Annotated in this window: 15 protein-coding genes; 4 read left to right on the top strand and 11 right to left on the bottom strand. The window is 65.3% G+C overall.

The window, feature by feature from the left end; all coding sequences use genetic code 11:
- The first annotated feature begins 47 nt into the window (after positions 1-47).
- The gene (locus tag FNL56_RS07065) at positions 48-1,220 is read left to right on the top strand and encodes an alpha/beta hydrolase (protein ID WP_143572231.1); all 1,173 of its coding nucleotides are present in this window, start codon (positions 48-50) and stop codon (positions 1,218-1,220) included.
- On the opposite strand, the gene FNL56_RS07060 is transcribed toward FNL56_RS07065, so the two are convergent.
- From FNL56_RS07060 to FNL56_RS27595, 3 genes are all read right to left on the bottom strand, one after another.
- Positions 1,217-2,896 (bottom strand): methyl-accepting chemotaxis protein, encoded by a 1,680-nt coding sequence (locus FNL56_RS07060; RefSeq protein WP_143572230.1) that lies wholly within the window; start codon positions 2,894-2,896, stop codon positions 1,217-1,219. The genes FNL56_RS07065 and FNL56_RS07060 overlap by 4 nt on opposite strands.
- Positions 2,897-3,096: 200 nt before the next feature.
- Positions 3,097-5,121 carry a methyl-accepting chemotaxis protein gene (locus FNL56_RS07055; RefSeq protein ID WP_143572229.1) on the bottom strand — a complete coding sequence of 675 codons (2,025 nt, stop codon included), beginning with the start codon at positions 5,119-5,121 and terminating at the stop codon, positions 3,097-3,099.
- A gap of 92 nt (positions 5,122-5,213) precedes the next feature.
- The gene (locus FNL56_RS27595; protein WP_168202809.1) at positions 5,214-5,366 is read right to left on the bottom strand and encodes a hypothetical protein; all 153 of its coding nucleotides are present in this window, start codon (positions 5,364-5,366) and stop codon (positions 5,214-5,216) included.
- A 513-nt stretch (positions 5,367-5,879) separates the two neighbouring features.
- On the opposite strand from FNL56_RS27595, the gene hemN reads away from it, so the two are divergent.
- Positions 5,880-7,229 carry an oxygen-independent coproporphyrinogen III oxidase gene (gene hemN / locus FNL56_RS07050; RefSeq protein WP_143572228.1) on the top strand — a complete coding sequence of 450 codons (1,350 nt, stop codon included), beginning with the start codon at positions 5,880-5,882 and terminating at the stop codon, positions 7,227-7,229.
- Between the two features lie 97 nt (positions 7,230-7,326).
- Entirely contained in the window at positions 7,327-8,793 is a 1,467-nt protein-coding gene (locus tag FNL56_RS07045; protein WP_256365923.1) for an amidase, read from the top strand.
- Positions 8,794-8,941: 148 nt separating this feature from the next.
- Here FNL56_RS07045 and FNL56_RS07040 read toward each other — a convergent pair whose 3' ends face one another.
- Complete coding sequence (locus FNL56_RS07040) at positions 8,942-10,720, bottom strand: acyl-CoA dehydrogenase family protein (protein ID WP_143572227.1); 1,779 nt, start codon at positions 10,718-10,720, stop codon at positions 8,942-8,944.
- Positions 10,721-10,947: 227 nt separating this feature from the next.
- Between FNL56_RS07040 and FNL56_RS07035 the strand changes: the two genes are divergently transcribed.
- The gene (locus tag FNL56_RS07035; RefSeq protein ID WP_143572226.1) at positions 10,948-11,430 is read left to right on the top strand and encodes a CinA family protein; all 483 of its coding nucleotides are present in this window, start codon (positions 10,948-10,950) and stop codon (positions 11,428-11,430) included.
- 126 nt (positions 11,431-11,556) lie between these two features.
- Here the strand turns inward: FNL56_RS07035 and FNL56_RS07030 are convergent, their stop codons facing one another.
- The 7 genes from FNL56_RS07030 to FNL56_RS07000 form a co-directional block, all read right to left on the bottom strand.
- Complete coding sequence (locus FNL56_RS07030) at positions 11,557-12,540, bottom strand: ABC transporter ATP-binding protein (RefSeq protein ID WP_143572225.1); 984 nt, start codon at positions 12,538-12,540, stop codon at positions 11,557-11,559.
- Positions 12,537-13,952 carry an amidase gene (locus FNL56_RS07025; RefSeq protein ID WP_143572224.1) on the bottom strand — a complete coding sequence of 472 codons (1,416 nt, stop codon included), beginning with the start codon at positions 13,950-13,952 and terminating at the stop codon, positions 12,537-12,539. The genes FNL56_RS07030 and FNL56_RS07025 overlap by 4 nt, the downstream gene beginning before the upstream one ends.
- Positions 13,949-14,146, bottom strand: a complete 198-nt coding sequence (locus tag FNL56_RS07020) for a hypothetical protein (protein WP_143572223.1) — start codon at positions 14,144-14,146, stop codon at positions 13,949-13,951. The genes FNL56_RS07025 and FNL56_RS07020 overlap by 4 nt, the downstream gene beginning before the upstream one ends.
- On the bottom strand, positions 14,143-15,210 hold the full coding sequence (locus FNL56_RS07015; protein WP_168202871.1) for an ABC transporter ATP-binding protein: 1,068 nt from the start codon (positions 15,208-15,210) through the stop codon (positions 14,143-14,145). The genes FNL56_RS07020 and FNL56_RS07015 overlap by 4 nt, the downstream gene beginning before the upstream one ends.
- Positions 15,211-15,214: 4 nt before the next feature.
- A complete protein-coding gene (locus FNL56_RS07010) occupies positions 15,215-16,093 on the bottom strand; it encodes an ABC transporter permease (protein ID WP_441351293.1) in 879 nt (292 codons plus the stop codon).
- 28 nt (positions 16,094-16,121) lie between these two features.
- The gene (locus FNL56_RS07005) at positions 16,122-17,075 is read right to left on the bottom strand and encodes an ABC transporter permease (protein WP_143572221.1); all 954 of its coding nucleotides are present in this window, start codon (positions 17,073-17,075) and stop codon (positions 16,122-16,124) included.
- Positions 17,076-17,274: 199 nt separating this feature from the next.
- A complete protein-coding gene (locus tag FNL56_RS07000; protein WP_168202870.1) occupies positions 17,275-18,942 on the bottom strand; it encodes an ABC transporter substrate-binding protein in 1,668 nt (555 codons plus the stop codon).
- Positions 18,943-19,048 lie beyond the last annotated feature (106 nt).

Raw genomic sequence — 19,048 nt, 5'->3', positions numbered from 1 at the left:
ACCGTGCTAATGTTGCTCCAACAACAAGAATCACACGGGAGCGAAACTTGGACGCCATCTCCGCCGATATTCTGCCGCCCGGTATTCGCTCGCGCTTTGTCGATGATATCAACGGCCTGCGCCTGCATGTGCTGGAGGCCGGCTTCGAGAGCGCCGGCCGCCCTTGCGTGCTGCTGCTGCATGGCTTTCCCGAACTGGCTTACAGTTGGCGCAAGGTGATGCCGGTGCTGGCGGCGGCGGGCTATCACGTGCTGGCGCCGGACCAGCGCGGCTACGGTCGCACCACGGGGTGGGAGGCCGGTTATGACGGCGACCTGCGCCCGTTTCGGCTGCTCAATCTGGTGCGCGATGCGCTCGGGCTGATATCGGCCTTCGGGTATCGCCATGTCGAGGCGGTCGTCGGGCACGATTTCGGCTCGTCGGTCGCGGCATGGTGCGCGCTGGTTCGGCCGGATGTGTTCCGCAAGGTCGCGTTGATGAGCGCCCCGTTTGCCGGGCCGCCGCCGCTGCCGTTCGACACCGCCGGCCGACCCGCGGCGGCAGCCGTGGACGATCCGATCCATCGCGAGCTTGCGGCCTTGCCGCGACCGCGCGAGCACTATCAATGGTACTATTCCACGCGCAAGGCCAATGCCGACATGCAACATGCGCCGCAGGGCGTGCATGATTTTCTGCGCGGCTACTATCATCACAAGAGCGCGGACTGGACCGGCAACACGCCGCTTCCGCTGCAAGCCTGGACCGCCAGTGAACTGGCGAAGCTGCCGACCTATTACGTGATGGACCTCGGCCGGACGATGGCCGAAACGGTCGCGGCCGAAATGCCGTCGGCGCAGCAGATAGCGGCGAATGGCTGGCTGCCGGAGCGTGAGCTGGCCTTCTATGCCAGTGAATATGCCCGCACCGGATTCCAGGGCGGGCTGCAATGGTATCGCTGCGGCACGTCGGGCGCTTTCACGGCGGAACAGCAGACCTGGTCGGGCCGAACCATCGACGTGCCGTGCTGCTTCATTTCCGGCCGACAGGACTGGGGTATCTACCAGCGCCCCGGCGCGATCGAGGCGATGCAGAGCACGGCCTGCACCGACCTGCGCGGCGTGCATCTGATCGATGGCGCCGGCCACTGGGTGCAGCAGGAGCAGCCGGCCGAAGTGAGCCGACTGCTGCTGTCCTTCATTGGCGCGGCCGAAACGGCGACCGTGCCGGCGGCGGGCGTTTAGGCCGCCCGCACGGTATTCAGGAACTTGCCAACTTCCGCCTTCAGCCGGTCGCCGTCGCGCGACAAGGTCTTCGCCGCCGACAGCACCTGCGTCGAGGCCGAGCCGGTCTCGGTGGCGCCGCGCTGCACGTCGGTGATATTCGCGCTGACCTGCTGCGTGCCCTGCGCGGCCTGTTGCACATTACGCGAGATTTCCTGCGTCGCGGCGCCCTGCTCCTCGACCGCCGCGGCGATGGTGGAAGCAATCTCGGCCATCTGGGAAATGGTGACGCCGATTTCCTTGATCGCAGTCACCGACTCGCCGGTCGCTGCCTGCATGCCGTTGATCTGCACGCTGATCTCGCCGGTGGCCTTGGCGGTCTGTTCGGCCAGCGCCTTGACCTCGGAGGCCACCACGGCAAAGCCCCGACCCGCCTCGCCGGCGCGTGCGGCTTCGATCGTGGCATTGAGCGCCAGCAGGTTGGTCTGACCCGCGATGTTGTTGATCAGTTCGACGACGTCGCCGATCCGGCTGGCTGCCGCGGCCAGCACGGCGATCCGCTCATTGGTCTTTTCGGCCTGCGACACCGCTTCGCCGGCGATGCGGGAGGAGTCCTGAACCTGACGGCTGATCTCGTTCACCGACGACGCCATCTCCTCGGTGGCGGAGGCCACCGACTGCACATTGGTGGAGGCCTCTTCCGACGCCGCGGCAACCGCCGTGGTGATATGTTGCGAACGCTCGGCCGTGGCGGTCAGCGTGCCGGCCGAGGCTTCCAGCTCGGTCGCGGCCGACGACACGGTCTCGATGATTTCGCCGACGGCGGCTTCGAACGTATCGGCAAGCTGGTACATGTCGCGCTTGCGCTGCTCGGCGGCGATCTCTTCCTGCCGGCCCTGGGCCTCGGCCTCCTCGCGCGCCTTGCGCTCGGCATTGGAGCGTATCACTACGACATTCCTCGCCATGTCGCCGACCTCGTCGCCGCGGCTGGCGCCGGGGACGACCATATCGAGATCGCCGCCGGCCATCTTGCCGAGCGCGTTGTTGAGGGCGGTCAGGCCGCCGACGATGCGGAAGATCACGAACAGGATGGCGGCCACGCTGAAAGCGAACGCAACGCTGCTCAGCACGACCAGCATATACCACGCCTGATTGTAGGTGGCCGCTGCCGACGAAGTCGCAGCCTCTGCGCCGGCGTTGTTGAACTCGATGTCGGCGTCGAGCGCGGTCAGTGCCTCTTCGAACAGCGACCGCGTCGTCGTGCTATCGACATAAGGGGGTTGGCCGGCACTTCTGGCCTTGTCGATGTCAAAGCCCTTGCGCTGGTTTTCGAGATATGCGGCCCAGCGGGCGGTGAAATTCTCCCATAGCTTGCGCTCCTCGGGGCCGCTGATCAAAGGCTCATAGACTTTGACCAGCCGCTGGAAAGCCGCGAGTCGCTCGTCAAGAGTCACACGGAGCTTGTCCGAGGACTCCCGATCGGCGTAGCCGAGCCGGAACTCGGCAAGTCGCGCTCGCGTGACCGAATATTTGATCTGGCCGAGGACCTTCACCGAAGGCAGCCAGTTGGTTGAGATGTCTTCGGTGCTCGCATTGACCAGCTTGAGCTTCGAGGTCGCCACCAGCCCCTGCCCCGCAACGAACATCAGCAAGAGGGAAACGACCGCGATCAGGGACAATTTGACGGTCAGGCGCATCGAGACGCTCCTTTGCAGGTTTGGGGGGCAGTCCAGGAATTTTCGGTACGGTTGTAGACATAGCGCGTTGACGAAACCTGTAGAACGGCATCCGTAAGAATACGTGCTGCTCCGCCCGGGCCTGACTGGCACACAAACAGCAAAAAGAGCGCGGGACTACGCCCGCGCCCGATCCGATGGGGGGCGTCGGTGTCCGCCGACTACGCTGCGCGCACCGTATTCAGGAAGCGGCTGACTTCCGACTTCAGCCGCTCGCTGTCATGCGACAAGAGCTGCGCCGCCGACAGCACCTGCGCCGAGGCCGAGCCGGTCTCCGACGCGCCGCGTTGCACGTCACCGATGTTCGAACTGACCTGGGTGGTTCCGTGCGCGGCCTGCTGCACGTTGCGGGAGATTTCCTGGGTCGCCGCGCCCTGTTCTTCCACCGCAGCCGCGATGGTCGAGGCGATCTCCGACATGCGGCCGATGGTGTCGCCGATCTGCTTGATCGCGGCCACCGACTCCTGGGTCGCGTTCTGGATGCCGGAGATCTGCATGCTGATCTCGCCGGTGGCCTTGGCGGTCTGCTCGGCCAGCGCCTTTACTTCCGACGCCACCACGGCAAAGCCGCGACCGGCCTCGCCGGCGCGCGCCGCCTCGATGGTGGCGTTGAGTGCCAGCAGATTGGTCTGGCCGGCGATGTTGTTGATCAGTTCGACGACGTCGCCGATCCGGCTAGCCGCCTTGGCCAGTTCGCCGACGCGGTCGTTGGTGGTGCGCGCCTGATCCACCGCCTCATTGGCGATGCGCGAGGATTCCTGCACCTGACGGCTGATCTCATTGACCGAGGAGGCCATTTCTTCCGTCGCAGAAGCGACGGACTGCACATTGGCCGAAGCTTCTTCGGAAGCCGCAGCCACCACCGAGGTCTGTTGCTGGGCGCGCACGGCCGTGGACGAAAGCGTATTGGCGGAGGCTTCGAGTTCGGTCGAGGCCGACGACACGGTCTGGATGATTTTCCCGACGGCGCCTTCGAAATCATTCGCCAGTTTCGTCATCTCGGCCTTGCGCTGCGCGGCGCCTCTGGTGTCCTGGAGCCGCTGGGCATCTGCCTCGGCGCGCGCCGACAGCTCGGCATTCTCGCGGATCACGGTGATCGTCTTGGCCATGTCGCCGACTTCGTCACCGCGATCTGCACCGGGGATGACCACTTCGGTCTCCCCCTTCGCAATCCTGCCCATGGCATCATTGAGCCGCGTCATCGGCCTGGCGACGCCAAAGAAGGCAAACAGCACGGAACCGATGATCGACAGCACGACCAGAAGCGACAATGCGAGGTTGATACGGCTGGCTTGCAGCGTCTCCACCGCCGTCAATTCTTTCGCGTCGGCCACCGTCTTTCGCGCAACCACCAGCGACGCGGTGATGAGTTCCGAACCGCGATTGGCGGCGGGCAGCGCCCGGCTCTCAATCAATTTGGTCGAGTTCTCGTCGATCTTTATCAACTGGATCGACGTCGCGATTAACGCTTTCATGATGGGCGCGAGTGTTTCGATTTCACGACGGGTTGCCGGATCGCCGGCCAATGCGCTGCCGCGCGCCAGGATCTCGGCGATCTTCGCCTCGCCGCCGGAAATCAATGTCGCAAGTCCCTGCTCTCCCGCTGTGGCGAGCCGCCAACCGGCAATGGCATTGAACATCGCGCTGGCCTGCTGCAGATCGCGCTCGATACCGAGGCGGTTGGAATCCTGTTTCACCGCCGCGGATGCGAACAACGCATCAAGTTGTGCATTCCAGCTTGTCGTTTGAGCGTTGCCGGCAGCGAGCAAATCCAGTTTCGTGCGTCCCATCTTCGCCAGTTCATCGACGGCCAGGCTGTAGTCGGTGGCCAGCGACTTGATCATCTCGAACCGCGACCTGTTTTCCGGGTTCAAAGTCAGACCGATCGCGGTATCCAGCGGCTTCTCATACAAGGCTTTGGCCGCAGGGATATCCGTCTGGCCTTGGTCGATCTCGGCCACATTCTTCGCATAACGAATGTCCTTGCCGATCAACTGAAGTCGCCGAAATCCGATCGCGGCCGTGAGCACCTGCTCGGAGATGGTCTGCTGGGTATCCCTGCGCTGATTGACATCGGCAAGCGAGCTTTCCGCACTCCTCTGGCTGGCGACGCCGCCGATCGACAATATGATGCCGAAAAGGCCGGCGAGACCGAGCTTGTATCCAATGCGGTTTAACTTGCTCATTTCACTACCTTTGATGTGAACTTTGGGTATTCAGCATCTGACACCTGGTCGGGAAAGCGCTTCCCCGACCCGGTGCCAGATGCGTGGATCGATTACGCCGCGCGAACCGAATTCAGGAACCTGCCGACTTCAGCCTTCAGCCGCTCGCTGTCCTGCGACAAAAGCTGCGCCGCCGACAGCACCTGTGCCGAGGCGACGATCAGACCAATTTTGAAATTGATCTTGAAATTGTTCAGCCAGGACATGGGCGCTCCAGTAGTTTGGTAGCGCTAATCAAGCGCGCGAAGTGCAAACCGATTCGCGGAAAATGCCGGAACCCAGAACCACTTAGCTACGGTAAGCGATAACAGGGCTCGTAAAGTTATCGGACCGTACAACTACGGGACTGGCGTCCGTGCCTGCTGGCCAACCCGCTATGTTCGCCACCGTGCAAGTCGTTGCGGCCGTGAACGTTTGAACGACGGCCATCGCCGCCCGATGTCCTGTGCGACGGCCCAAGCCAGGTCTGCCGACCACGCCGGCATTAACCTTGGCCAAACGCTGCGTGTCGGGAACGGCGAGATGCCATAGCGGAGTTCGGGTCCGGCGGGCTAACCCGCACCGCACAGCCCACCGGGCAGCGATCCCGGCCGGCTGTACCGGACCAATGCCAGCCGGCAGGCCCGGGACAGGCTTGATTTAGATCATCCTGCCCGCGGCTGCGCCCGGTATCCTGCTCCAAAAGCCGACCGTGCGGAGGCGCATCCGCGGAGCCACAGATGACCGTTTCCTTGATCGATGAGGCGCTGGTAATGCGCCGCGCAGCGCCGCTGCCGCGCTACACCAGCTATCCCACGGCCAATCATTTCGTCCCGACGGCCCCCGCAGATTATCGCGCATGGCTGGGCGCGCTTGAGGACAATGCGGCACTGTCGCTGTACCTGCATATTCCGTTCTGCAACGACCTGTGCTGGTATTGCGCCTGCAGCACCAAGGCGACCCACCGCTACGAACCCGTGGCGCGCTACCTCGACACGGTGGAAGCGGAGATCGCGACGGTCGCCGGGCTGCTTCCGAGCGGGCACCGCGTCATGCATCTGCACTGGGGCGGCGGTTCGCCGGACATCCTGTCGGCCGCCGACATTACGCGGCTGGGCCAGACGTTCCGGCACAATTTCCGGTTTGACCCCGCGGCGGAATTTGCCATCGAAATCGATCCCCGGCTGATGACCGTGGCCAAGGCCGACGCCATGGTCGGCGCCGGCGTCAACCGGATCTCGATCGGCGTGCAGGATTTCGATCCCGTCGTGCAGGCCGCGATCGGCCGCCTGCAGGGGTTCGACATCACCCGGACCACGGTGGACATGTTCCGCGATCGCGGCGTGACCTCGGTCAATTTCGATCTGGTGTACGGGCTGCCGCACCAGACCCTGGAGAGCCTGTCGCGCACCATCGAGCAGGTGCTGGAACTTTCGCCCGACCGGATCGCGATGTTCGGCTACGCGCACCTGCCGGGCCGGGCGTCCAACCAGAAGCTGATCGACGAGGCGGCACTGCCCGGGGCCATCGAGCGGTTCGCGATGGCGCGTCAGGTCACGACCATGCTCGAAGCGGCCGGCTACCAGCAACTCGGCCTCGACCATTTCGCGCGCCGCGAAGACAGCCTGTCGACGCAGCCGCTCAACCGGAATTTCCAGGGCTACACCACCGACAGCACGGAAGCCCTGATCGGACTCGGCGCCTCGGCGATCGGCAAGCTGCCGCAAGGCTACGTGCAGAACGCCGTCGCGGTCGCCGACTACGCCAAACGCGTCGCTGCGAACGGACTGGCCACCGCGCGCGGCCGGGCGCTGGCGCCCGACGACCGGCTGCGCGCTTACGTGATCGAACGCCTGATGTGCGACTTCGAATTTTCCGGCACGGCCGTCCGGCAGATGTTCGGCGATACCGCGAGTGGTGTGCTGCAGGAAGCCGACGCGATCGTGTCGGACGATTCCGACGGCTTCATCGAGCCCACCGCGACCGGCTTCCGGCTGACCGCGCGCGGTCGCCCGTTCGTGCGCAACATCTGCGCCCGGTTTGACGCCTATCTCAATCCGGTGGCCGGCAAGCATTCGCTGTCGGTCTAAGACATGGGTGCCGACGGTGCCGACATGGCGCTACGCTTGCGCCGGGCGGCCGGACTTTGCACTCTCGTGACGATTCATCCGTCATCAGGAGTTTGCCTTGACCGCGTCCCTGTCCGTTTTCGCGACCGCCACCGAGATGTCCGAGGCCTTGAAGGCCCGGCAGGTTTCCGCCGTTGAGCTGGCGCAGGACGCCATCGCGCAGATCGAGAAGCATGACGGCCAGGTCAACGCCGTCTGCGTGCGGGATTTCGAACGCGGGCTCGACGCCGCCCATGCGGCCGACGCAGCCCTAGCGCGCGGCGAGAGCTGGCCGCTGCTCGGCATTCCCATGACGGTGAAGGAATCCTTCAACGTCGCCGGCCTGCCAACCACCTGGGGCTTTCCGGCGCAGAAGGATTTTGTCGCTGCGGAAGACGCGCTGGCGATCACCCGGGTGAAAGACGCCGGCGGCGTCATCCTCGGCAAGACCAACGTGCCGATCGGGCTCGGCGACTGGCAGAGCTACAATGACATCTACGGCACCACCGGCAATCCGTTCGACCTCGGCCGCACCCCGGGCGGCTCGTCCGGCGGCTCCTCGGCGGCGCTGGCGGCGGGCTATGGCGCGCTATCGCTCGGCTCCGACATCGGTGGCTCGCTGCGCGTGCCCGGCCATTATTGCGGCATCTACGCCCACAAGCCGACCCTGCATCTGGCGGCGTCGCGCGGTCATGTCCCGCCACCATTCCCGCCGCTGCCGCCGACCCGCGATCTCTCGGTGATCGGCCCGATGGCGCGCTGCGCTGCCGATCTGACGCTGACGCTCGACGTCATCGCCGGCCCCGATCCCTGGCACGAGGGCGTCGGCTACCGGCTCGCTCTGCCGCCCGCGCGACACGCCGCGCTGAAGGATTTTCGCGTGCTGGTGCTCGACACCCATCCCCTGATCGGGACCGCGGCCAGCGTGCGCGGCGCGGTCGAGACGCTGGCGGCGAATTTGACCAAAGCGGGCGCGTCCGTGTCCCGCGCGAGCCCGCTGCTGCCTGACCTGACCGACGGCGCGCGGCTGTATATGCGGATGCTGATCGCGCTGCTCGAGGCATCCTCGCCGGCCGATGTCTATGCCGCAACGCAAGAGCGCGCCGCCAAACTCGACCCCGCCGACACCAGCCTCGCCGCCGAACGGTTGCGCGGCGCCGTGCTGACGCATCGCGACTGGCTGGCCGCGGACGCCGGCCGCAACCGGCTGCGCGCCCAGTGGCGCGCGCTGTTCGCGCAATTCGACGCCGTGATCTGTCCAGTGATGCCGACCCCGGCCTATCCGCACGATCACGAGCCGAACCAGAACAAGCGCGTCATCGACATCGACGGCCAGGCCTATCCTTACGTCGATCAGCTGATCTGGCCGGGCATCGCGACCCTGCCCGGCCTGCCCGCGACGGCGATCCCGGTGGCGATGTCAGCGGACGGCCTGCCGATCGGAATGCAGATCATCGGCCCTTGGCTGGAAGACCGCACGCCGCTGAAGCTGGCCGAATTGATCGAGCAGGCATTCGGCGGCTTCGTTGCGCCGAAGGGGTTTTGATCTACGTTCCCCGGATGCTGCGCACTGGCCCGCACTTGCGGGCTGGTGCGCCGCTGATCCGGGGTCCCGGTGTGGTAGATTGCCAGACCGGGATCCCGGATCTGCGCAGCAGCGTTTCACGCTGCAGCGCGTCCGGGAAACGGCTTCGTTAATTCGCTACCACCAGCCGCCCCGCCTCCGCCATGCTCACGTCGCGTTCACTCAACAGATGCTCCACGATCTCCCGCTGGGTATCGCTCTCGATCACCGCAAACGGGTCCGGCGCGTTCAGCCGGTGATCGATCACCAGACGCGACAGCAGCAGACGCCGGGCGTCGCCGCGCGTCGCATGGATACGGTGCGCTTCCCACGCCAGCGTCACTGCGCTTGCGACGTGGTACAGCGAACTGGTCGCGCGCCGCGCATCGGCCTCATGGGCATCGTGCGCCGCGACCTCGCGCGCAAAGCCGATGGCGCGGTCGACGAGGCCATGCAGCCGGTCGCGCCAGGCCAGCGGCACGCTCGAACTATCCTCCAGCCGCGCATGCAGATCCGCCGACAGCGCCGCCTCGGCGCCGTGGCGGCCGACGGCGCGCTTCAGCGCATCGAGCGCCACGATATTGCCGGTACCTTCCCAGATCGACCCGAGATGCGCGTCGCGCAGCAGCCGCGCGGTGGCAAATTCCTCGATGTAGCCGATGCCGCCGCGCATCTCCATCGCATCGCCGCAGACCTTTCGCGCGTCGCGCGTGGCGCGGAATTTCAGCGTCGGCGTGAGGATGCGCAAAAGCGCCGCGGCGTCCTGGCTGCCGGCTTCGGCACGGTCCAGCGCATCCGCGGTAAGGAAGCTCATCGACAGCGCCTGCTCGGTTGGCAGCATGATCTTCATCAGCTGGCGCCGCGCCAGCGGCATGTCGATGATGCGGCGGCCGAACACCACGCGACCGCGCGCCACCGCCATCGCGTCATGATAGGCCCGGCGCATCAGCGCCGTCGATTTGACGCCGTTCGACAGACGCGATGAATTCACCATCTCGGCCATCTGCACGAAGCCGCGATCGAGCCGGCCGACCGCATAGGCGATCGCGCCCTCCAGTTTAATTTCGCCGGAGGCCATCGAGCGGGTGCCGAGCTTGTCCTTGAGGCGCACGATCCGGTAGTGATTTTGCGAGCCGTCCGCGAGGTGCCGCGGCATCAGGAACAGGCCGACGCCGCGCGTGCCCGGCACCGCGCCCTCGGGCCGCGCCAGCAGCATCACGATCTCGGCGTCGGCATTGGAGCAAAACCATTTCTCGCCGGTCAGGCGCCAGTGGTCGCCTTCCTGCACGGCGGTGGTCGTCAGCGTGCCGACGTCGGAGCCGCCCTCCTTCTCGGTCATGAACTGGCCACCCTGCGTCAGCTTGCCGATGTCGGTCTGCGTCAGCCCGTCGAGATATTTTGCCTGCAAGGCGGCGTCGCCGAATTTCGACAGCAATTTGGCCGCGCCGTCGGTGACGTTGATCGGGCACCCCATGCCGAATTCAGCCTGGTTGAACAGGAAGGTGAAAGCGTGCTTCGCCGTGACCGGATAGGTCTGCGGCCACCCCAGAATGCCCTTGCGGTGCGACATCGCGTGGATGCCGAATTCGCCGAACGCGGCGCGCTCCAGTTCGCGATAGGCCGGATGATATTCGATGCGCTGCGCGTCGCGGCCGAACCGGTCGCGCTGGTGCAGCACCGGCCCATGCCGGTCGGCCATCCGCCCGGCCTCGTCGAGCGGGCCGCCAACCAGGGCGCCGAGCCGGTCGAGATGCGGCGCGATATGGTCGAGCAGATCTTTTGGCAAATGAATGCGCAGCAGATCCGCCAGCGCCGGATCGGCGCGATAGAAATTCATGCCGGACGTATCCGGCGCGATCAGGCTGGCATTGGCAGCGGTTTCGGTGGCGATCTGGACCCGGGCGTTCATGACGACCTCTTGTTTGTTCTCGTGGCGTTTCCATCTGCATCTTGCGCTGCAAGCGGTGCCAAATAAAGGGGCGGGAGAGCCCCGCAGAGAAATTCCGCGTCATGAAGGGACGTCGCGCAGTCCATTACCGTCAGCGCGTTCGGAAGCTTTCTCGTGGCGCAACAGGCGCTAGGCGCCCGCTGTCGAACCATCCCCGCACAAGGGGAGTAGAAGGAAGAAGGATTTACATGAAAGACCTCATCCCGCTCGCGGAGCAGATCGCCGCCAGACTGATCGCACGCAAGCAGACCATCGCGGTGGCGGAATCCTCCACCGGCGGGCTGATCTCGGCGGCGTTGCTCGCCGTGCCCGGCGCGTCGGCGTATTTTCAGGGCGGCGGCGTGATCTACACCCGCGATGCCCGCCGCATCCTGATGGATATTCCGGATGATGCCATGAAAGGTCTTCGCTCGGCATCGGAGCCCTATGCGCAATTGCTGGCAAAGCAGATCCGCGAGCGATTTTCCTGCGATTGGGGATTGTCGGAGACCGGCGCAACGGGTCCCACCGGCAACCGCTACGGCGACGCCGCCGGCCACAGCTGCATGGCGGTGGCGGGTCCGCGGAGCGAGGTGATGACGCTGGAGACCGGCAGCAATGACCGCGCCGGCAACATGCAGGCGTTCGCGCACACGGCGCTGACGTTTCTGCTGAAGAATTTGTCCGTGTAGATTAGCGCAGCCCTCACCGCCGTCATTGCGAGGAGCCCTTGCGACGAATCAATCCAGCTATTGCCGCGCTTGCGGCTTCTGGATTGCCGCGTCGCTTCGCTCCTCGCAATGACGGCGGAGAGACCGTTATACCGCCTCCGCCACAGCCGCCGGCTCCGCGAGAATGCACCGCGCGACGCGGTTGCCTTCCATGAGGACGTTCGGCGGTGGCGCTCCGACGCAGCGCGGCTGCGCGAAATTGCAGCGCGGCGCGAACGAGCAGTTCACCGGCGCCTTGTCGAGCGAGGGCGGCGTGCCCGGAATGGTCTCCAGCCGCGCGCCGCGCTTGGCGCCGTGCACCGTAGAGGCCAGGAGGCCGCGTGGATAGGGATGCACCGCACTGCGCACGATCTGGCTCAGCGTGCCCTGCTCCACGATCTGCCCGGCATACATCACGGCGACGCGGTCGCAGATCTCGATGGCGACGCCGATGTCGTGCGTCACGAAGATGATCGACATGCCGAATTCGCGCTGCAACTCGCGCAGCAGCAGCAGGATCTGGATCTGCACGGTGGCGTCCAGCGCGGTGGTCGGCTCGTCGGCAAGCAGGATCTTCGGCTTGCAGGCCAGCGCCAGCGCGATCATCGCGCGCTGCCGCATGCCGCCCGACATTTCGTGCGGATAGGCATCCAGCCTTCGCTTCGCCGAAGGGATGCGGACCACTTCCAGCATTTCCAGCGCGCGTTTGGTGGCCTCCGCATGGCTCTTGCCCTCGTGGCGCATCACGCTTTCGGCGATCTGCTGGCCGATCGTATAGACCGGGTCCAGCGCCAGCGCCGGCTCCTGAAAAATCATCGACACCGTCTGGCCGCGAAACGCCGACAATTCCTCGTCGTCGAGCGCCAGCACGTCCTTGCCCATCACGTTGACGGTGCCGGTGATCTGCGTTCGCTTCTTCGGCAAGAGGCGCATCAGAGCGCGCAGCGTCACGCTCTTGCCGGAGCCGGATTCGCCGAGCAGGCCAAGCACCTCGCCCTCGCCGAGCGAGAAGCTGAGATCATTCACCGCGTAGACGGTCCGCTCGCCGGAGAATTTGACGTTGAGATTGCGGACCTCGACCAAGTTGCTCATGTCAGCTCCGGGCATTTCGTGTGGAAATCAGTCGCGCGCTGGAAAGCGGCACCGATCGTCAGCAGGATGGATTCATCGAAGGGGCGGCCGATCAACTGCATGCCGATCGGCAATTTCGCGGCGCTGAAGCCGGCGGGTATCGAGAGCGACGGCAGGCCGAGATAGTTGATTGGCCGCGTGAAGCGCGTGATGCGCTGGATCATCGCTTCGGCGCCCGGTGCGGCACCAACATCGGATTCCAGAATGGTCGGCGCCGCCGACGGCGACACCGGCGCCAGCACCGCGTCGATGCCGGTGACGGCGGCGAGATAGGCCGCCAGCGCCGGACCGCGCCAGCGCAACGTTTCCAGATAGGACACGCCGGACACCGCAAAGCCATTCTGGAAACGCGCCAGAATCTGCGGGCCGTAGTCCTGCGGCCGTTCGATCATCCAACGCTTGTGAATCGCGGCAGCCTCGGCGGCGATCATCAACTGGCACGCCGCGGAGAGCTGGCGCTGGTCCGGCAGATCGACCTCGACGATATTGATGCCCTCGCGCTTCAGCGTCGCGATGGTGTCCTGCAGGATTTTCGCGGTGCCTTCGTCAAGATCGTCGACGTAGAACGATTTCGGGATGCCGACGGTCATGCCCTTCGCAGGGGCCTTGGTCGCGGCCATGTAGTCCGGCACCGCACGGGTGCTCGTGGTGGCATCGAGCGGATCTCCGCCGGCCATCAGGCCGGTGAGCAGTGCGCAATCTTCGACGGTGCGCGCCAAGGGACCGACGGTGTCGAGCGATTGCGACAGCGGCATCGCGCCGGCGCGGCTGATCAGGCCGACCGTGGTCTTCAAACCCGAGACGCCGCAGAAATGCGCCGGCAGCCGGATCGAACCGCCGGTGTCGGATCCGAGCGCAGCAAAGGTCAGGCGCGCGGCGACGGCAGAGCCCGAACCCGACGACGATCCGCCGGTAACGTGATCGACATGCCAGGGATTATGCACCGCGCCGTAATGCGCGTTGTGGCCGGTCGGGCCATAGGCGAATTCGACCATCTGCAACGAGCCGAGCCGCACCGTGCCGGCATCTTTCAGCCGCTGCAGCGCCGTGGAGGTGGTGGTCGCCACCCAGTCCTTGCGGATCAGCGAGCCGCAGGTGACGACGTGGCCTTCGTCGTAATACATGTCCTTGTGCGCCAGCGGAACGCCATGCAGCACGCCGTGGCTGTCGCCCTTCGACAGCGCCGCGTCGGCTGCGTCCGCCGCAGCGAGCGCCGCATCGGCCTCGATCGACATGAACGCATTGAGTGCCGGCTGCCACTTCGCGGTACGGTCGAGGCAGGACTGCGTGGCTTCGCGCGAAGAGACTTTTTTGCTTGCGATGGCGTCGGCGATTTCTGTCAGCGATAGCAATGCGGGTTCGGTGACGCTCATTTCGCGACCTTCGTATTCTGCACGACGAGGAAGGTCGCGGGCTCGATATCCATCGGCAACGTGCCGGCAACGGAAGCAAACCCTTCGTAGGCAGGTCCGATGGCGTTGGCGATGCGCGTGGCGACGTCGTCGGAGACGGACAGGCCGCCAACGTCGGTGATCGCCTTGATCTGCTTGGGGGTGGGCGCGGTCATGACAGGGACGTTTCTGCAGGCGGTGCCTTGCTGTGCGCGGCGCCGGGGATGAACATATAGCAGGCGACCTGATGGCCGGCGGCATCGATCTGGGTAAGCTTCGGGCTTTCGCCGGAGCACACGGCCTCCGCAAACGGGCAGCGCGTATGGAAGCGGCAGCCGGACGGCGGGTCGATCGGGTTCGGCGGATCGCCGGTGATCGGCGGCGTCTGGGTGCGGTTGTCGGGGTCGGACGACGGCATCGCGGCCAGCAGCGCGCGGGTGTAGGGATGCGCCGGCTTGTCCCACACGTCATCGACCGGGCCGAGTTCGACGACCTCGCCGAGATACATCACCAGCACGCGATCGGAGATGTAGCGGACGACGTTGAGGTCATGGCTGATGAACAGATAGGTCAGACCGAATTCGCGCTTCAAATCGACCAGGAGGTTGAGCACCTGCGCCTCGACCGACTTGTCGAGCGCCGACACCGCCTCGTCGAGAATGACGAGACGCGGCGACAGCGCCAGCGCCCGCGCGATGTTGACCCGCTGGCGCTGGCCGCCGGAGATCTCGTGCGGATAGCGGTTGGCAAAGTTTTCGGGCCGCAACCCGACCTTGCCGAGTAGTTCGCGGGCCAGCGCGCGCGAGGCGTTCTCCGCCATGCCGTGCACCTTGGGACCGAACGCGATCGACTCCTCGATGGTCAGGCGCGGATTAAGCGAGGCGTAGCTGTCCTGGAACACCATCTGCATGCCGCGGCGCAGTACGCGCAGCGACAATTCGCGGCCGACGGTGCGGCCGTCATAGATGATGTCGCCGGAATCGCGTTCCATCAGATGCATCAGCAGACGCGCGGTGGTCGACTTGCCGCAGCCGGATTCGCCGACGATGCCGACGGTCTCGCCCTTGGCGATATCGAACGACACGTTATCCACGGCACGCACGGTCTTGCTCTTGGCAAACAGCCCGCCGCGCACCGGGAAATGCTTGGTCAGCCCGTCGACACGCAGCAGCGGCTGCGCGGCGCCGCCGATATCCGGCAAAGGTTCGAGCATGTCGAGGGTTTCGATGATTTCTGTCATGACATCAGTTCCGGATGTCCATGGCGCTGCGCATGCCATCGCTGAGAAGGTTGAAGCAGATCGACACCGCGAAGATCATCGCGCCGGGCAATGCCGCCACCCAGGGATTGACGTAGATCGCGGTGCGCAGCGTGTTGAGCATCAGACCCCATTCCGGCTCCGGCGGCTTGGTGCCGAGGCCGAGGAACGACAGGCCGGCGGCGAGGATCATCGACACCGAGATCAGACCAGTGGCGTAGACGAAGATGGTGCCGAGCACGTTGCCCAGCATGTGCACGCGCATGATGGTGAAGGCATCGGCGCCGGAGGCCCGCGCCGCCTCGACGAAGTCAGCGTTGCGCACGCCGGTCGTCACGCTCTCGGCGACGCGGGTAATCTGCGGCACGAACACGATGGTCAGCGACACGATCGAATTGACGATGCCCGCACCCAGGGCGCCGGAAATCGCGATCGCCAGCAGCACCGAGGGGAAGGCATAGAACACGTCGACGGTTCGCATGATCGCGGTGTTGACCTTGCCGCCGACATAGCCGGCGACGAGGCCGAGCGAGGTACCGATCACGAACGCCAGGATCACCGGCAGGATGCCGATCAAGAGCGACAGCCGGCCGCCATAGATCAGGCGCGCAAGCATGTCACGACCGAGCTCGTCGGTGCCTAGCGGATAGTTCGGCGTGCCGATGTGGCGCAGGCGGCGGATCATCGAGCCCTGATAGGGATCGGCGAGGCCGAGCCACGGCGCGAACAGCGCGCCGAACAGGATCAGCAGCAGAATGGCCGCGCAGATCATGCTGACCTTGTCGCGGATGATGCGTCGGCCCACCGTGGCCCAGTAGCCGCGCGCGGCGTTCGCGGGTGCGGCTTGCAGAGCCGTGTCGGTCATTGCGGTCATGAAATGAAGTCCTGCACGGTCAGCTCCGCTTGATGCGCGGATCGATCGCGGCCTGCGCGATATCGACCAGAAGATTGAGGAAGACGAAGAACAGCGCCAGCACCAGGATGGTACCCTGCAGCAGCGGCAGGTCGCGCTGGAAAATCGCCGAGTTCAACAGCAGGCCGGAGCCCGGCCAGGAAAACACCGTCTCGATCAGGATCGAGCCGCCGAGCATGTAGCCGAGCTGCAGGCCCATCACCGCCAAAGCGGTCGGCGCGGCGTTCTTGATGACATGGCGGAACACGTTGGTCTCGCGCAGGCCCTTGGCACGCAGCGCCTCGACGAAATCCTGCGAGAGGATGTCGCCGGTCAGCGCACGCACGGTGCGGGTGATGATGCCCATCGGGATCACCGCGGTGGTAATCGCCGGCAGCACCAGATATTTCATGTGCTCCCAGTCCCAGCCCCAGGCGCCGGACCCGCCGGGACCGGCACCGACCGCGGGCAGCCAGTTGAGCTGCACCGAGAAGATGATGACCAGTACCATGCCGAGCCAGTAATGCGGCACCGAGACGCCGGCGATGGCGATCGAGGTGGCAACCTTGTCGACCCAGGTGTCGCGGAAATAACCGGCGATCAGCCCGAAGAACAGTCCGAGCGTGAAGCCGATCGCGGCGGCGGCGATCGCCAGCGTGACCGTATTGCTGACGGCGCGCAGCACTTCGGCGAGCACTGGGCGGCCGGTGGCGATCGAACTGCCGAGATCACCGTGCAGCGCGCGCCACAGCCACAGCCCGAACTGCACCGGCAGCGGCCGGTCGAAGCCGTAGGCGATGCGGAGCTGCGCCGCGAGTTCCTGCGAGGCGTCGGCCGGCAGGATCGCGACCAGGGGATCACCGGGCGTGATATGAACCAGCAGGAAGCACACCAGCGCCACGCTGAGCACGACCGGGATCACGTAAACGATACGTCGTGCGATATAGACGAACAAAGGTCACCTTCGATTTCTTGCTTCCCCTCCCCCCTTGCGAGGGAGGGTGGATCGAACGCGCAGAGCGCGTTCGAGACGGGAGAGGGGGCTTCGGAGTTTGCGGCCTTCCCTCTCCCGCCTTCGCTGCGCTCAGGCACCCTCTCCCACTGGACGCCGCTGCGCGGCGCTGGGGGAGAGGGGAAGTAAGTGCGCTTCGCTTTTACGGCGTCATCGACACCGGCGAGAAGTCGACGAACCAGCTCTTCGGCTGCACGAAGCCCTTGATCTTCGGGCTCAGTGCGCGCGGACCGACGTCGTGAGCGACGTACAGGAACGCCGCGTCGTCGACGGACGCCGCATGCAATTCCGCCAGCGCCTCGTCACGCGCCGCGGGATCGAAGGTGGTGCGGGCCTTGATCACCAGTTCGTCGAACTTCGGGTTGTTGATGAACCCCCAATTGTTGGACACCGGCGGCGCCATCGACGACTGCAGGAAGCGCACCAGAGCGAAGAACGGGTCCATCGCCGCATAGGTCACATTGGTCGCATTGGCGCCGTTGGCGGACGCATCCTTGGTGCCGCGGCGCCAGTTGGTGAACAGCGTGTTCCACTCGATGACGTCGAGCTTGACGTCGAAGTAGCACTCGGCAAGCGCCTGCTGCAGATACTCGTTCATCGGCAGCGGCAGCATCTGGCCGGAGCCCGACGCGGACGTCTGCGTCTTCACCGAGAGCTTCTTGCTGGGGCCGAAGCCGGCTTCCTTCATCAGCGCCTGCGCGGCCTTCAAATCATACTTGATCTGGAAGGTCGGCTTGCCACGCCAGGGATGGCCCGGCTCGAACGTGCCGGACGCAGGCACCATCAGTCCGGCAAGCAGGCCATCGCGCAGGCCTTCGCGGTCGATGCAGAGATTCGCGGCCTTGCGGACGCGGATGTCATTCCACGGCGAGCCTTCGACGCGGCTGAACTGCCACGGCCAGACATGCGGCTGTTCGTTCTTCTCGATCTTGAAGCCGCGCGCGGTGATTTCCTTGACGGCATCGGGTGCCGGCGCCTCGATCCAGTCGACCTGGCCGGACAACAGCGCCGCGGTGCGGGCGTTGGCTTCCGGCATCGGCAGCAACAGCAGCTTGTCGACCTTGGGGACGCGGTCCTTGTTCCAGTAGGAATCGTTCTTCGCCAGTTCGAGCCGCTCGCGCGGCGTGAACTTCGACATCTTCCACGGTCCGGTGCCGGCCGGCTCGCGCGCGAACACGGCCCAGGCGGCCTGCGACTTCGCCTTGGCATCGGCGCCTTCGGCCTTGTCGAAGAAGCCCTGCCACTTCGACGGACTGACCATGAAGAGGTTGGTGAGGTTGATCGGCAGGAACGAGTCCGGCTCTTTGGTGGTGAGCTCGACGGTCATGTCGTCGATCTTCTTCGCGGACACCAACGTCGGCATGCGCGAGGCGGTGACGCCGACCTGGCTGGCGTCGAACTGCGGCGCGTCCTGCTTCAGCACCTTCTCGACGTTCCACACCACGGCATCGGCGTTGAACGGCGCGCCGTCATGGAAGACGACGCCGGGGCGCAGCTTGAAGGTCCACTTTGTCTTGTCGGCATCGTTCACCTTCCATTCGGTGGACAGGCCGGGGATCACCACGCTCGCCTTGGTTGCGGACGACAGGTCCCACATCGTGAGCCCGTCATACATCGTGTTGCCGGTGAAGCGATTGCCTTCAAAACCCTGGTCGGGCTGGCCCAGCGTGCGCGGAATATCAGCAGCGGTCATGCCGATGCGCAGCACGGTTTCGGCGCGCGCGGCCTGCGGCAAGGTCAACGCGGTCGCAACGCTCAGTATGGCAATCGCCACGGCGAGGCGGCTCTTGGCCGGCTTTTCGATAGGCATCAATGTCATTCCCCCTGAATTGAAAGGCTCAGCATTGCCTAGCCTATCACTGGCTAATTCTTATGCAACGGCCGTGCCAGCGGCGCCGTGTCGCTGCTTTGGGTGA

The organism is Tardiphaga sp. vice304 (assembly GCF_007018905.1).
Lineage (GTDB): Bacteria > Pseudomonadota > Alphaproteobacteria > Rhizobiales > Xanthobacteraceae > Tardiphaga.
The sequence above is the reverse complement of the archived record's forward strand: the minus strand, read 5'-3'. Positions and strand labels throughout refer to the sequence as shown.